This window comes from Paraburkholderia sp. BL23I1N1 (genome assembly GCF_003610295.1).
Classification (GTDB): Bacteria; Pseudomonadota; Gammaproteobacteria; order Burkholderiales; family Burkholderiaceae; genus Paraburkholderia.
In genome coordinates this window covers 2,013,633-2,028,539 of record NZ_RAPV01000001.1, presented here as the reverse complement: position 1 = coordinate 2,028,539, position 14,907 = coordinate 2,013,633, and the positions used below count along the sequence as shown (strand labels likewise).

The following is a 14,907-nucleotide window of genomic DNA, read 5'->3' as shown; positions in this document are numbered from 1 at the left end:
CTCCGCGCCGACGGGTATCGACCGCGCAGGCACCCGGCTTCGAGTAATAAAAACGCACGGTCGTGCGGATTGTTTTACACTCAGAATAGTTGCGACGCCCTGGAGGAAGTGCCCTTGAGGGACCCTGATCGATATGGAGACACGATGCGCGCGATTCGCTGTAATCAGTACGGGCCGCCGGAGAGCCTGGTCGTCGAAAATCTGCCGGATCTCGAGGCGCCGCCGGGCCACGTCGTGATCGACGTCAAAGCCGCGGCCGTCAACTTTCCCGATGTGTTGATCATCGAGAACAAATACCAGTTCAAACCGCCCCTGCCCTTTACCCCCGGCTCGGAAGTCGCGGGCGTCGTGCGCGCAGTCGGCGCCGGCGTGACGCAATTCAAACCGGGCTCGCGCGTGGTCGCATTCACCGGCTCAGGCGGGTTTGCCGAGCAGGCACTGGCACCGGTCACGGCGTGCGTGCCGCTGGCGGACGGCGTCGATTTCGAGCTGGCCGCGGCGTTCACGCTTGCCTATGGCACTTCGCATCATGCGGTGGTCGATCGCGGTCAGTTGAAGGCCGGCGAGACGATGCTCGTGTTGGGCGCGGCGGGCGGCGTCGGGCTCGCCGCGGTCGAGATCGGCAAGGCGCTCGGCGCACGCGTGATTGCAGCGGCATCGACCGACGAGAAGCTCGCCACCTGCGTGAAGCACGGCGCGGACGCCACGATTAATTACAGCACCGAAGACCTGCGCGAGCGCATCAAGGCGCTGACCGACGGCAAGGGTCCGGACGTGATCTACGACCCGGTTGGCGGCGTGTATGCGGAACCGGCGTTTCGCAGCATCGGTTGGCGCGGGCGTTATCTGGTGGTCGGCTTTGCAAACGGCGAGATTCCGAAGCTGCCGCTCAACCTGACGCTGCTCAAGGGTGCAAGTCTGGTCGGCGTGTTCTGGGGCGACTTTGCGAAACGCGAGCCGCAGCACAATCACGCTGCGTTCGACCAGATGACTGGATGGATCGGCGAAGGCAAGCTTAAGCCCTACGTTTCGGAACGTTATTCGCTCGACGACACCGGCCGTGCGCTGCGCGATATGGCGGAACGCCGGGTAATCGGGAAGGTGGTGATTACGCCTTAGCCGTGAGCCGTCGCGCGCTCGACCTTCGCTTCATTGAGCGTCAAATCGAAACGGCGCGCGGTTTTAGAACCACGCGCCGTTTTTGCTGCACCCTGGCTTGCCGAGCCCTGCGCTCACTTACACAATCTGTTGCGCGTGCAACCTTGCAATCTGGTCAGAATCGTAACCTAGCGATTGCAGGACTTCGTCGGTATGTTCACCCAGTTCCGGGCCTAACCAGCGCGTTTCGCCGGGGGTTTCCGAGAGCTTCGGCGTGACCGACGGCAGCGTGATTTCCTGACCGTCCTGCCATTTGAAGCGCTGGATCATCTGGCGCGCCATGTATTGCGGATCGGTGAACATGTCCGCGACGCTGTAAATGCGGCCGACCGGCACGTCGGCGGCGTTCAGCACGGTGAGCGCTTCGTCGATGGTGCGCGTGGCGAGCCACGCGGCGATCGCGCCGTCGATTTCCTGGGTACGCGGCACGCGGCCGTCGTTGTGCGCCAAGCCTGGATCGTTCGCCAGGTCCTCGCGTTCGATAGCGACCATCAGGCGCTTGAAGATCGGATCGCTATTGCCGCCAATGACGATGCTGCCGTCGCGGCAAGGATACGTGTTCGACGGCACGATGCCCGGCAGCGACGCGCCGGTGCGCTCGCGCACCATGCCGTACACGCCGTACTCCGGCACCACGCTCTCCATCATGTTGAAGACCGCCTCGTACAGCGCGACGTCGACCACCTGCCCTTTGCCGCCGTTCACCTGCTTGTGATGCAGCGCCATCAATGCGCCGATCACGCCGTGCAGCGCGGCAATCGAATCGCCGATCGAAATACCAATACGTGGCGGCGGCAAATCCGGATAGCCGGTGATGTGGCGCAAACCGCCCATCGATTCGGCAATCGCGCCGAATCCAGGCCGGTCGCGATACGGCCCGGTCTGGCCGTAGCCGGACAGACGCACCATCACGAGCCCAGGGTTCTCCGCCGACAGGACGTCATAACCGAGGCCGAGCTTCTCCAGCAAACCCGGCCGGAAATTTTCGACGACGATATCGGCTTCTTTCGCCAGACGCCGCACGATCTCCTTGCCTTCCTCGGCTTTCAGATTGATCGTGACGGATTTCTTGTTGCGCGCCTGCACGGCCCACCATAAGGACGTGCCACCGACTTCCGGATAGAGCTTGCGCCATTTGCGCAGCGGATCGCCGCCTTTGGGATCTTCGATCTTGATGACGTCGGCGCCGAACTCGCCGAGAAAGCGCGCGGCGAATGGGCCGGCGATCAGCGTGCCGAGCTCGAGCACCCTGACGCCGGCAAGCGGGCCTTTGGGTGTGGCGCCAGGGTCAGGATTGACGCTCATGTGTCTCCTCTGTGTTCTGTTCTTGCCCGGGCGCGTCGCGAAGCGTTGCAACTCGGTCCCGCGCGGTTAGCTCAGGCATGGCAGGCGTGACGATCTGGCGCTGTCAGTGACCGTGCTACATCGAGCGCCGGTCGAGCATCGCGCGGGCGATCGTGCCGGCGTCGACGTACTCGAGTTCGCCGCCCACCGGCACGCCGCGCGCGAGGCGCGTCACGACAAGACCGCGCGCCTTGAGCGTCTGCCCGAGGTAATGCGCGGTGGCCTCGCCTTCATTGGTGAAATTGGTTGCGAGCACAACTTCCTTGACGATTCCATCCGACGCGCGCTTGACCAGCCGGTCGAAATGAATCTCCTTCGGGCCGATGCCGTCGAGCGGACTGAGCCGCCCCATCAGCACGAAATAAAGGCCGCGATAGGTCATGGTCTGTTCGAGCATGATCTGGTCGGCGGGCGTCTCGACGACACATAACAACGCCGGATCGCGCTCCTCATCGAGGCAGACCTCGCAGATCTGCGCTTCGGTAAAGGTATTGCACTTCTCGCAGTGCTGCAGATGTTCAGTCGCGAACAGCAACGAGCGCCCGAGTTTTTCGGCGCCGTCGCGGTCGTGCTGCATCAGGTGGTACGCCATGCGTTGCGCCGATTTAGGCCCGACCCCGGGCAGCACGCGCAGCGCTTCGACGAGCGCCGACAAGGCGGAAGGTTGTTTCATGCGGATCGGCGGTGTCGAAGTGGGTGTTGCCTGGTAGGGTCCGGTACGCGGGTGGCGTTGCGGTTGCTTCTGCTTCGGTTACTTCTGTCAGCTTGAGTCAGCTTGATAATGAATCGGCCCGGCGCTCACCGAACGAACTGCACTGCATCGATGCCAACTTGCGCGAGCCGGAGCGAGCATCTGAACAAGCGCGACTCGCGTATTCAACTCACGCCGCGCTCAGAGCAGCGGCGCAAGTCTGTTCTTGCAGCGACGCCGCTCAGAACGGCAGCTTGAAGCCCGGCGGCAGCGGCAGACCCGAGGTCATACCGCCCATCTTTTCCTGAGCGGTAGCTTCGGCCTTGCGCACAGCGTCGTTGAACGCAGCGGCGACCAGGTCTTCCAGCATGTCCTTGTCGTCGGCAAGCAGGCTCGGATCGATCGAAACGCGGCGCACGTCGTTCTTGCAGGTCATCGTCACCTTGACGAGACCGGCGCCCGACTGTCCTTCGACTTCGATCAATGCAAGCTGCTCCTGCATCTTCTTCATGTTTTCCTGCATCTGCTGGGCCTGCTTCATCAGCCCGGCGAGTTGGCCTTTCATCATGGACATGCTCCTTCTTGATAGCGTGAAATCCGGAAATCGGGTGCGCCACGGGGGCGCGGCGAATCAGTGGATGGACGGTGCGCCGTTCGGGCCGGCGTCCTGTGCAATGGGGCGAATCGAGCCGGGCACGATGCTCGCGCCGAACTCGCGGATCAGCGACTGCACGAATGGATCGGCGCCGATTTCGCGCTCCGCTTCCTGCTGGCGCTGGGCACGCATGGCGGCGTCGTGCGCGGCTGCCGTGCGGCGTGCCGGGCCGACTTCGACCAGTACGTCGACGCTCTGGCCGAGCTTGTCGGCGAGCGCGGCTTTCAGTTTGGCGACCTGCGAGGCTTCCGCGTACTGGGGCACGGGCACGTTCAGTTTGAGCGTGCGGCCTTCAAGCGCCATCAGTTCGCTATTGAACGCGAGTTGATACGAAATGCCCTTGAGCGGCAGATCGACAGAGAGCGCGGGCCAGTCACCCTGAAAACCCAGCGGATCGAGCGGCACAGCGGGCGGCAACGGCCGCTTGTCGACCGCCGGCGCGGGTGTCGGCGCAGGCGCGGCGTTGACGCGGACGTCGTCGGGCCCGCTGTCGAACACCGGCATGTAGTTGTCGTCCGGCAGGCCGTAATAGCCCTCGTCCGCTGCGGTGAGCGGCATGTATTCATCGGGCGGCATGTCGTCCCACGGCGCGGTTGACGAGCCGTTCTGCGCCTGGGCCTGCGGCGACGGCGCACGCTCAGCCGGTGCGGCGTCTTGTTGCGGCGCACGGCGCGGCGCGCCCGGCGTCGGCACGTTGACGACAACGCGTGGTGCGGGCTTCGGCGTAGCCGGGGCTGCAACGGGCTTGGCGGCGGCTGCCGACGTGGCGCGGCCACGGTCCGACGACACTTTCAAGCCGGCGCTGCGCAATACATTGAGTGCGTCGCTCGCGCCGCCTGCACGGCGCGGCGGAATGTCGGCTGCGCGTGGCGATTCTTGTGAGGGCGTCGCGGACGCGGGATCTTCTGCCCGTGCAAATGCGACTGTGGTCGACGCGGCGAGCGAAGACGTGGGCGCTGATTCCTGGGAAGCGGCGGCGGCGAACGAAGACGCAGGCGCCAATTCCCGGGGAGCAGCTGCAGCGGGCGATTCGTTCGGGGCTGGTTCGGCGGGCGCATCGTCCCACGGTGCCAAGGCCGGCGCAGCCACAACTTTCGTTGCTTCGGTTGCTTCGGTTGCTTCGGTTGCTTCGGTTGCTTCGATCGCCGGAGCCGGAGCCGGAGCCGGAGCCGGAGGGGTCGCTTCGGGCATCGGGGCTGCTCGAGGTGCGCTCGCGTCCGTCGGTGCAGGCACCGGATTGCTCAGAGTCGGTTCAACGGACGGCTCTTCCTCCCACGGCGCTAAAGCCGGTGCGGCATTGACGTTGGCCACTGCCGGCGCTGGCGTCGCGCTCGCGTCGCCGGGAGCTGGTGCGAATGCAGCTGCGGGCCCGGAAGCGATTGCCGCTTCACTCGCTTCACCAATAGTTGGTTTCGGCGTGTCAGGATTTTCAGCAGCCCCAGCAGATGCCAGGTGCTGTGAATCCGGCATCGTGGGCTTGGCTTGCGCCACTGGATTTGCCGAGCGCGCCGGCGCATCGGTGACGGCTTCAACCGCACGCGACGGCGCTGCCGCCTGTTGCGCAGCGACCGCCGGCGAGCCCGCGCGCCTCGCGCCACCCGCTCCCGCTGGCCCCGCCGCACGCGCCGAAGCCGCGCCGCCACCGCCGCCGGTGGGCGCCGGCTCGAACGCCAGCATGCGCAACAGCGTCATCGTAAAACCGGCGTATTCGTCGGGCGCGAGACCCAGTTCGCTTCGGCCGATGGTCGCAATCTGATAGAACAACTGCACCTGCTCGGCGCTCAACGCTTCGGCAAAGCGGCGCAGATCACCCGCTTCCGGCCACTCGTCCAACACCGACGACGGCGCGAACTGCGCCCACGCGATCCGGTGCAACAAGCTCGCCAGATCCTGCAAGGCCGTCGAAAACGACAGGCTGCGCAATGCCATCTCGTCCGCGACAGCCAGCACGCCGGCGCCGTCGCCATCGGCAAGCGCGTCGAGCAGGCGAATCAGATAGCTTTGATCGAGCGCGCCGAGCATGCCGCGCACGGCCTCTTCATTCACCTGATTGGCCGAATACGCAATCGCCTGGTCGGTCAGCGAGAGTGCGTCGCGCATCGAGCCGTCGGCCGCGCGCGCGAGCAGGCGCAATGCCTGGGCGTCGAACGGCACTTTCTCTTCGCCGAGAATATGCTCGAGATGCGACACGATGTGCCCGGCCGGCATCTGCTTCAGATTGAACTGCAAACAACGCGACAGCACCGTAACCGGAATCTTCTGCGGATCGGTGGTGGCGAGAATGAATTTGACGTGCGAAGGCGGCTCTTCCAGCGTCTTCAACATTGCGTTGAATGCGTGGTTGGTCAGCATGTGCACTTCGTCGATCATGTAGACCTTGAAGCGCGCGTCGACCGGCGCGTAAACCGCGCGCTCCAGCAGCGCCGCCATTTCGTCGACCCCACGATTACTCGCCGCGTCCATCTCGACATAATCGACAAAGCGGCCTTCGTCGATCTCGCGGCACGCGCGGCACACGCCGCACGGCGTGGAGGTCACGCCGGTTTCGCAATTCAGCGCCTTGGCGAAGATGCGCGACAGCGTGGTTTTACCGACGCCGCGCGTGCCGGTAAACAGATAGGCATGATGCAGACGGCCACGGTCGAGCGCGTGCGTGAGCGCGCGCACCACGTGCTCCTGTCCGACGAGCGAAGCGAAATCCTTCGGCCGCCATTTGCGTGCGAGAACTTGATAGGTCATCTGGAAATTGTATCAGTAACGATGGCGCGCAAAACCGAATCGAGACGGCGCGCGAACGCGTGTTGCCGCTTCATTGAAACAGGCTAACGGACCGATAGAAAAAAATAGATGAAGCGCGCGGAAAATACCACTGCGACGCCAATGCAGCGTCTGCGTGACAACGCGCAAGACAAGACCAGATGGGGGGATGCGACTGATGAGACGTGAATGAAAAACAGAAAAGAGGAAGGTGACGAGCCTGACCCTCGGCACTGGTGGAAAACGGCTGTGGCTGCTTCGTTCCCGACCTGACCAGGTTGACCATCCCTCCATGCGAGGAGGCCCGTCACGAAACATTCTATCATCGCTTGGCGCGTCGCGCGACTGTTAATACGGTCAAACCGACATCGACGCGCCGATTCAGGCGTTTCGCACCATATAGGATGCGGCACCCGGCGATACGGGTTTGGGGTGCTTGAGTTTGCGCTGCCAGCCACCAGATAAGCTGCGTCGCGGTTGTTAAAACGTGGTGCAGGCGTAGTGGCACTTCACCGGCAGCCATTGGCCCTACTGCCCTTGATGAGTACTATCACCACCGGCAACGCATAGCGAATTAAGCTAAACTGCCGTACGGATGACCCGCAAACGCGAGCTTTCCGCACATTCCGGAAAGGATTTTTCGACCTTTTCAGGCGTGCGCCGGCAAGGCTCCGATTGCGGCAAAGCGAACGGAAGTTTCCCTAGATTTTGACGTATCGTGGCGAGCAATTCAGGCGGGCCTCGAACCGATAGAGGTATTCATACAATGAGCGAATCAATCAAGCATATTAGCGACGCATCGTTCGAACAGGACGTCGTGAAATCCGATAAACCCGTGCTGCTCGATTTCTGGGCTGAATGGTGCGGTCCGTGCAAGATGATCGCGCCGATCCTCGACGAAGTCGCCAAGGATTACGCCGATCGCCTGCAAATCGCCAAGATCAACGTCGACGAACATCAATCGACGCCGGTCAAGTTCGGCGTGCGCGGCATCCCCACGCTGATCCTGTTCAAGAATGGCGCGGTCGCCGCGCAGAAAGTCGGCGCCCTGTCGAAGTCGCAGCTCACCGCGTTCCTCGACGGCAATCTGTAAAGCAACGCATCGGTGCGCTCCAGGTCCTTTGAGATCTTCAGGCGCGCTGTCTTAGGCGTGTTGTCCGGCGACAACACGCTTGATAAGAAAGATGCCATGCCGCCGCACTGGCGGAAATTGGCGTGTGCTATGCTAGAATCCGCAAAACGTCGAAAAGACGTGTAAGTCCTTGAGCGGTTCCGCTCACTCTCCTCCCAGATTTCATTTCGTCGCACCTTCTCCTGCGGGTTCTCCGTATGCATTTATCCGAGCTTAAGACTCTGCACGTGTCCGAATTGATCGAGATGGCCAATGGCCTCGAGATCGAAAGTGCAAACCGCCTGCGCAAGCAGGAACTGATGTTTGCCATTCTAAAAAAACGAGCCAAAACGGGCGACACGATCTTCGGCGATGGCACGCTCGAAGTGCTGCCGGACGGCTTCGGCTTCCTGCGTTCGCCGGAAACCTCGTATCTCGCCAGCACGGATGATATTTACATCAGCCCGTCGCAAATCCGCCGCTTCAACCTGCACACGGGCGACACGATCGAAGGCGAAGTGCGTACGCCGAAAGACGGCGAACGCTATTTCGCGCTGGTGAAGGTGGACAAGGTCAACGGCCAGCCGCCGGAAGCCTCGAAGCACAAGATCATGTTCGAAAACCTGACGCCGCTGCACCCGAACAAGGTGCTGCTGCTCGAACGTGAAATGCGTGGCGAAGAAAACGTCACGGGGCGCATCATCGACATGATCGCGCCGATCGGCAAGGGCCAGCGCGGCCTGCTGGTTGCATCGCCGAAGTCCGGCAAGACCGTGATGCTGCAGCACATTGCGCACGCCATTAAGCAAAACCACCCTGATGTCGTGCTGTTCGTGCTGCTGATCGACGAACGCCCGGAAGAAGTGACCGAAATGCAGCGTTCGGTGGCCGGCGAAGTGATCGCCTCCACGTTCGACGAACCGGCTGCGCGCCACGTCCAGGTCGCCGAAATGGTGATCGAAAAAGCCAAGCGCCTCGTCGAAATGAAGAACGACGTGGTGATTCTGCTCGACTCGATCACGCGTCTCGCGCGTGCGTACAACACCGTCGTGCCGGCCTCGGGCAAGGTGCTGACGGGTGGTGTGGACGCCAACGCGCTGCAACGTCCGAAGCGCTTCTTCGGCGCGGCACGCAATATCGAGGAAGGCGGATCGCTCACCATCATCGGCACGGCGCTGATCGAAACCGGCAGCCGCATGGACGACGTGATCTACGAAGAATTCAAGGGCACCGGCAACATGGAAGTGCACCTGGAGCGTCGCCTTGCTGAAAAGCGCGTCTATCCGTCGATCAACCTGAACAAGTCCGGCACGCGCCGTGAAGAACTGCTGATCAAGCCCGAAGTCCTGCAAAAGATCTGGGTGCTGCGCAAGTTCATTCACGACATGGACGAAGTCGAATCGATGGAATTCCTGCTCGACAAGATTCGCCAGACGAAGAGCAACTCCGAGTTCTTCGACATGATGCGTCGTGGCGGCGGCAGCTAAGGCTTGGGCCGCGTGGCTGCTCCAGGAGCAACAAACCGCACCGCATAAGAAAGCCGCTCGCTGCAAACGAGCGGCTTTTTTTCGTCCGCAGCATCTGCAACGACAAACAACCGCCACCCCATTCAGATACCGGTGACCGTTACAACCTGTACGTGAACGTACACGTTTCAGTATAATGCGTTCAATCCGTTCAGCCTGCCATCCCCTATGCCGAAGGAATCGCCCACCCTGCTGACCGTGCGAGACGCCGCCGAGCGCCTCGGTGTCACACCGCGTACGCTGAAATACTACGAGGAGCGCGGCCTCGTCTCACCCAACCGCAGCGAGGGCCGCTACCGGCTGTACGACGAAGAAGACCTCAAACGCTTCGGCCGCATTCTGCGTTTGCGCTCACTCGGTTTCTCGTTGCACGGCATCACCGAAATGCTCAAGCGCCCGCTCGAAGCAGTCGACGGCGGCCACCGCTACTCGCACGAATCGCTGCAACAGATTCGCGACGCCCTCACGCAACAGGTCAACGCCCTCGATACACGCATCGAAGCGATGCGTCGCGAACTCAAGGAAGCACAGAAGCTGCGGACCGAGTTGACACCCGATCTCGACTATCTCGAACGCCGCCTTGCGGGAGAAAACGCCGACACCCTGCTCGAGCAACGACGCAACGCGCGCATCAAGGCGGCCGATCCGTCCTCGAAACGCAGGAAGACGCAAGATGACGCGGCAGCCGACGCCGCCGATCCGGACGAATCCGCATGAACGCCACGTCCTCTCGCGCACCGCTGTTCAGCGTCGAGAAACTGCGCGGCGATTTTTTCCCGTGGGTGCTGGCCGTGGTCACCGGCCTCGACTACTTCGACAACGCGATCTTTTCGTTTTTCACCAGCTACATCGCAGGCGGCATCAACGCGTCGCCGGATGAACTGGTGTGGGCGTCGAGCGCCTATGCAGTAGCGGCCGTGCTCGGCATCCTGCAGCAGCAATGGTGGGTCGAACGTTTCGGTTACCGGCGCTACGTGGCCGGCTGCATGCTGCTCTATTCGGTTGGCGCGATCGCCGCCACGTTGTGCGAGTCGTCGATCGAACTCGCGTTCGCGCGCGGCTTTCAGGGTTACTTTATCGGCCCGATGATGGGCACCTGCCGCATCCTGATTCAGATGAGTTTCACGCCACAGCAGCGGCCGGCGGCAACCCGTGCTTTTCTGCTGCTGATCGTGCTGAGCAGTGCGCTCGCGCCGCTGATCGGCGGCCAACTGGTCGCGCATTTCGACTGGCGTGCGCTATTTGCCTGCACCGCGCCGGTGGGCGTGCTGTTTGCCATCCTCGCCCTGCTCGCGCTGCCCGACACCGGCAACCGCTTGCCGGAAGAACGCGGCGCGGCGCACTTCTGGCCTTATCTGATCTTCGCGTTCGCGCAAGGCGCGCTGCAAATCGTCATGCAACAAGTACGGTTCCAGCTGTTCAGCGCCTCGCCGGGGCTGATTCTGCTGACGGTCGCGGGCATCGTCGCGCTCGGCTGGTTCGCGTACCAGCAATGGCACCATCCGGCACCGCTGGTACGCCTGCATGCGCTGCGCGAAAAGATGTTTCAGGTCGGGCTGGTGCTGTACATGTTCTACTACTACATCTCGACCGTTTTCAGCTATCTGACTTCACGCTTTCTCGAGAGCGGTCTCGACTATCCGGTCGAGAATGCCGGGCGGCTGGTCGGCGTGACATCATTGATGTCGGCGAGCGCGCTGTTCGTCTACCTGCGCTACGCGAAGCTCCTGCCGCGCAAAAAGTGGATCATCGTGCCGGGCTTCGCGGTGGCCGCGTTCGCCGCCGCGTGGATGACGCGCATGTCGCCCGGCGTGGACCAGGCCGCGTTGATCGTACCCATGCTGCTGCGCGGCTTGCTATTGCTGTTCATCGTGCTGCCGGTCGCCAATTTGACGTTTAGAATCTTCGCCATTGACGAATTCACGCACGGTTACCGGCTGAAAAACATCGTGCGGCAATTGACGATCTCGTTCGCGACGGCCTCGGTGATCATCGTCGAACAGCATCGGCAGGCGCTGCATCAAGCCCGCCTCGCGGAGTTCGTGAATCCGTACAATCCGTTGTTCCAGAGTTCGCTCGCGGCGCTGACCAGCGGTTTCAGCGCCGCCGGCCGCTCGCCGTCCGAGGCGCATTCGCTTGCGATTGTGCAAATCAGCCGGACCGTTGCGCAGCAGGCCAGCTTCCTGAGCTCGCTGGACGGCTTTTACTTTCTGCTCGGCATCGCAATTTGCGGCGGCATTTTCGCCGCATGGCAAAAACAGATCGACTAAGGGTTTCATCAGGCCATGCTCTCGAAACTCACACAATGGCTCGGCACGCGCCGCCGCGACCGCGCACTGCGCGACTACGCGATCGAGGACACCCTCTGGCAGACCACGCTCGACGGCTTGCCGTTCCTCGCCCACCTCGAGGCGCCGGATCGCGAGCGTCTGCACGAGCTCGCCAGCCTGTTCATCGCGCAAAAGGAATTTTCGACCGCGCACGACCTCGAGTTGACCGACGCCATGACCGTGGCGATCGCCGCGCAAGCCTGTTTGCCCGTGCTGAACCTGAGCCTCGACCTGTATCGCGGCTGGGTCGGTGTGATCGTCTATCCGGGCGAGTTCGTGATCCGCAAGACGGTCGAGGACGAAGACGGCGTGGTGCACGAGGTCGAGCAGGACGCGAGCGGCGAAGCATGGGAAGGCGGTCCGGTGGTGCTGTCGTGGGAAGACGCGCAGATGACCGGCGGCACGGACGCCTATAACGTCGTGATTCACGAATTCGCGCACAAGATCGACATGCTGACCGGCGAGGCGGACGGCCATCCCCCGCTCATGCGCCGCTGGCATGCACCGCTCGATTCACAGGCATGGGCCGACGTGTTCGACCATGCCTACGACCACTTCTGCACGAAAGTGGACGCGGTGCCGGAGAGGCGCTGGGCACGTTTCGAGCGCGATTCGCTGATCGATCCGTACGCGGCAGACCATCCATCGGAATTTTTTGCCGTTTGCAGCGAAGCATTGTTCGTTCAGCCGCAGGCCTTCGAGGCGCAGTATCCCGAGCTATATCGCCTGCTGGCGCGGTATTACCGACAGGATCCCGCGCGGGTCGGATTGGCGTTCGCCCCGGGCTGATGCCCGCCGCATAAGGGGCACAGCGAGGGCGCCGTACCGCACGCGCAAGGGAAATGAATCGGCAAAACGGTTGAGAACGGAACACAAAACACTGCCAAAAAGGCTGTAGAAAGGTCGTCAAGCGACTGATTTTCTGGCATAATCGCCGTTTTTCGACCATAGGCAAGTGGCTCGCGCCTAGATGCTGTCCGCTTCAAAAGCGGCTGCACGCGGGTTGGCTACCGCCAGATTAAAGGAAAGACCATGAAAGAAGGCATTCACCCGGATTACCGCGAAGTCCTGTTCGTCGACATGTCGATCGACTTCAAATTTGTCACGCGCTCGACCATCCTGACGCGTGAAACCGCTGAATTCAACGGCAAGACCTACCCGCTCGCCAAGATCGAAGTGTCGTCGGAATCGCATCCGTTCTACACCGGCCAACAAAAGATCATGGACACGGCAGGCCGCGTCGAGAAGTTCAACAAGAAGTTCGGCACGCGCGCTACCGGCAAGGCAGCAGCGAAGTAAAACGCGCTTCGTCGCCGGCCTTGGCCCGCAACGAAGCAGCAGCAAAAAAGGGCAGCGCAAGCTGCCCTTTTTTGTCGCCCTATTCCGGACGCACGGGTGCGAAGTATTACCCGTTTCCGCGCCGTGTTACCGGCATCCCATTCACGTTGCGAGCCGTTACCGGTCGTGACGCGCATCGCACGGCACGACTACAATGCCGGATGCTCCAAATTGGCCATTCCCGCCGGGCATGCCGTCCGGTCCCGGCTGCACCGCTTATCCGATATCCACACACCGCATGAGACCTGTCGTTCGCCTCACTGCCTCCGCGACCAGTGCGTTGCCGCGCTGGCTGCTGCTGACCATCTGTATCGTCTACGCGTTCTTCGGCCTGTTCGGCCGGGATCCGTGGAAGAACGAGGACGCAGCCGGCTTCGGCGTCATGTGGACGATGGCCAACGGCAGCGCGCACGACTGGCTGCTGCCGAATCTGGTCGGCAAGTACATGACGGAAGACGGTCCGCTCGGTTACTGGCTCGGCGCCAGCGCGATCCGCGCGCTCGCGCCATGGGTCGACGCGAGCAACGCCTCCCGCGTGTTCACGGGCCTGCTGTTTTGCGCGGCCTGCGCGTTCGTCTGGTATGCGGCCTACCTGCTCGGCCGGCGCGCCGAAGTGCAGCCGTTCAAATATGCATTCGGCGGGGAGCCGGAGCCGCGCGACTACGGCCGCACTCTCGCCGACGGCGCGTTGCTGATCCTGCTCGCCTGCTTCGGCCTTGCCGAACGCGGCCACGAAACCACGCCGCAGGTGGCGCAGTTCTTCGGCATCGCCATGCTCGTTTATGGGCTTGTGCGGATGATCGACAAGCCGATCCAGGGCGCGCTGATCTGGGGTCTGGCGCTCGGCCTCGTTGCGCTCTCCAGTAGCCCGGTGCTGGTCGGCGCGCTGTTGCTCGGCACCCTGGCGATGGCGCTGATCGTCCGCGAAGCGCGTTCGCGCTGGCTGCTGCTGGCCGGTTTGCCGGTGGCACTCGTGCTTTCAGTCGCGTGGCCGATTGCCGCGCTCGCCGCCTATCCCGATGACGCCGTCTGGTATCTGAACCAATGGGTGCACGTCAGCCTGTCGTCGTTCGCCGGGCCGCCCGGCTCGGTGACCGCCTACGCGCTCAAGAATCTGCCGCTCTTCACATGGCCGGCCTGGCCGCTGGCGCTCTGGGCATGGTTCAGCTGGTCGGGCCTGCGGCGCGCGCCGCACGTGGCGATTCCACTATCGGTGATCGGGCCGCTGCTTGTTCTGGTCGTGCTGCAGAGCCATCAGTCGAACCGGCTTTACATGCTGTTGCTGCCGGCGCTTGCAGTATTGGCCACCTTCGCGCTGCCCACGCTCAAACGCGGCGCGATCAATGCAATCGACTGGTTCGCACTGTTGAGCTTCACGATCCTCGGCAGCTTCGTCTGGCTGGTGTACATAGCCGGGCTGACCGGCTTCCCGCATCCGCTCGCGCGAAACCTCGCGCGTCTCGCTCCGGGTTTTGCGCCGCAATTCAAAATTTTGTCGTTCGTATGCGCGGTCGCCGTGACGATCTGCTGGTTCGTTCTGGTGCAATGGCGTCTGGCCCGTCATCCCAAAGTCCTGTGGCGCAGCGTGGTGCTCTCGAGCGCCGGCACGACCCTGATGTGGGTGCTGCTGATGACGCTGTGGCTGCCGGTCGTCAACTACAGCCGGACTTATAAGGACGTCGCGGAACAGATCGCAAGCCATCTGCCGGAGGACTACACCTGCATCTCGCCGGTGCGCCTCGGTAATGCGCAGATCGCGACTTTCGCCTATTTCGGCGACATGCATTTCTCGTTCAACGACGATTGCGACGTGATCCTGCGTCAGGACACCCAGGACTTCGGCGACCCGAGCGCGATGTCGGACTTCATGTGGAAGCTGGTGTGGGAAGGCCGCCGCGTGGCCGACCGCGACGAACGCTTCCGTCTGTATGTGCGGATCGACCGTCCGAAGCCGCCGGTCGTCAAGCGCCGCAACTGGCATAAGAAGCCAGACTGAT

General features: G+C 62.6%; 12 protein-coding genes and 1 other RNA gene. 8 read left to right on the top strand and 5 right to left on the bottom strand.

Annotated elements, in window-relative coordinates:
- The first annotated feature begins 144 nt into the window (after positions 1 to 144).
- Entirely contained in the window at positions 145 to 1,119 is a 975-nt protein-coding gene (locus tag B0G76_RS09685) for an NADPH:quinone oxidoreductase family protein (protein WP_120291647.1), read from the top strand.
- 117 nt (positions 1,120 to 1,236) lie between these two features.
- On the opposite strand, the gene B0G76_RS09680 is transcribed toward B0G76_RS09685, so the two are convergent.
- From B0G76_RS09680 to ffs, 5 genes are all read right to left on the bottom strand, one after another.
- Positions 1,237 to 2,463 carry a CaiB/BaiF CoA-transferase family protein gene (locus B0G76_RS09680; protein WP_120291645.1) on the bottom strand — a complete coding sequence of 409 codons (1,227 nt, stop codon included), beginning with the start codon at positions 2,461 to 2,463 and terminating at the stop codon, positions 1,237 to 1,239.
- Positions 2,464 to 2,578: 115 nt separating this feature from the next.
- Entirely contained in the window at positions 2,579 to 3,175 is a 597-nt protein-coding gene (gene recR / locus B0G76_RS09675) for a recombination mediator RecR (protein ID WP_120291643.1), read from the bottom strand.
- A gap of 259 nt (positions 3,176 to 3,434) precedes the next feature.
- Positions 3,435 to 3,761 carry a YbaB/EbfC family nucleoid-associated protein gene (locus tag B0G76_RS09670; RefSeq protein WP_007182071.1) on the bottom strand — a complete coding sequence of 109 codons (327 nt, stop codon included), beginning with the start codon at positions 3,759 to 3,761 and terminating at the stop codon, positions 3,435 to 3,437.
- Positions 3,762 to 3,824: 63 nt separating this feature from the next.
- Entirely contained in the window at positions 3,825 to 6,587 is a 2,763-nt protein-coding gene (gene dnaX / locus B0G76_RS09665) for a DNA polymerase III subunit gamma/tau (protein ID WP_120291641.1), read from the bottom strand.
- Between the two features lie 228 nt (positions 6,588 to 6,815).
- Positions 6,816 to 6,914: signal recognition particle sRNA small type (gene ffs, locus B0G76_RS09660), an RNA gene on the bottom strand.
- A gap of 457 nt (positions 6,915 to 7,371) precedes the next feature.
- On the opposite strand from ffs, the gene trxA reads away from it, so the two are divergent.
- From trxA to B0G76_RS09625, 7 genes are all read left to right on the top strand, one after another.
- On the top strand, positions 7,372 to 7,698 hold the full coding sequence (gene trxA, locus B0G76_RS09655; protein WP_054039468.1) for a thioredoxin TrxA: 327 nt from the start codon (positions 7,372 to 7,374) through the stop codon (positions 7,696 to 7,698).
- Positions 7,699 to 7,934: 236 nt separating this feature from the next.
- Positions 7,935 to 9,203: a transcription termination factor Rho gene (gene rho / locus B0G76_RS09650; protein WP_006048863.1), complete on the top strand. Its 1,269-nt coding sequence runs from the start codon at positions 7,935 to 7,937 to the stop codon at positions 9,201 to 9,203.
- 207 nt (positions 9,204 to 9,410) lie between these two features.
- Positions 9,411 to 9,959: a MerR family transcriptional regulator gene (locus B0G76_RS09645; protein WP_120291639.1), complete on the top strand. Its 549-nt coding sequence runs from the start codon at positions 9,411 to 9,413 to the stop codon at positions 9,957 to 9,959.
- Positions 9,956 to 11,512 (top strand): MFS transporter, encoded by a 1,557-nt coding sequence (locus B0G76_RS09640; RefSeq protein WP_120291637.1) that lies wholly within the window; start codon positions 9,956 to 9,958, stop codon positions 11,510 to 11,512. The genes B0G76_RS09645 and B0G76_RS09640 overlap by 4 nt, the downstream gene beginning before the upstream one ends.
- Positions 11,513 to 11,527: 15 nt before the next feature.
- Positions 11,528 to 12,361 carry a zinc-dependent peptidase gene (locus B0G76_RS09635; RefSeq protein ID WP_120291635.1) on the top strand — a complete coding sequence of 278 codons (834 nt, stop codon included), beginning with the start codon at positions 11,528 to 11,530 and terminating at the stop codon, positions 12,359 to 12,361.
- Positions 12,362 to 12,604: 243 nt separating this feature from the next.
- On the top strand, positions 12,605 to 12,871 hold the full coding sequence (locus B0G76_RS09630; protein WP_120291633.1) for a type B 50S ribosomal protein L31: 267 nt from the start codon (positions 12,605 to 12,607) through the stop codon (positions 12,869 to 12,871).
- Between the two features lie 277 nt (positions 12,872 to 13,148).
- Positions 13,149 to 14,906, top strand: coding sequence for a glycosyltransferase family 39 protein (locus B0G76_RS09625; RefSeq protein WP_120296276.1), 1,758 nt, complete (start codon positions 13,149 to 13,151; stop codon positions 14,904 to 14,906).
- Position 14,907 lies beyond the last annotated feature (1 nt).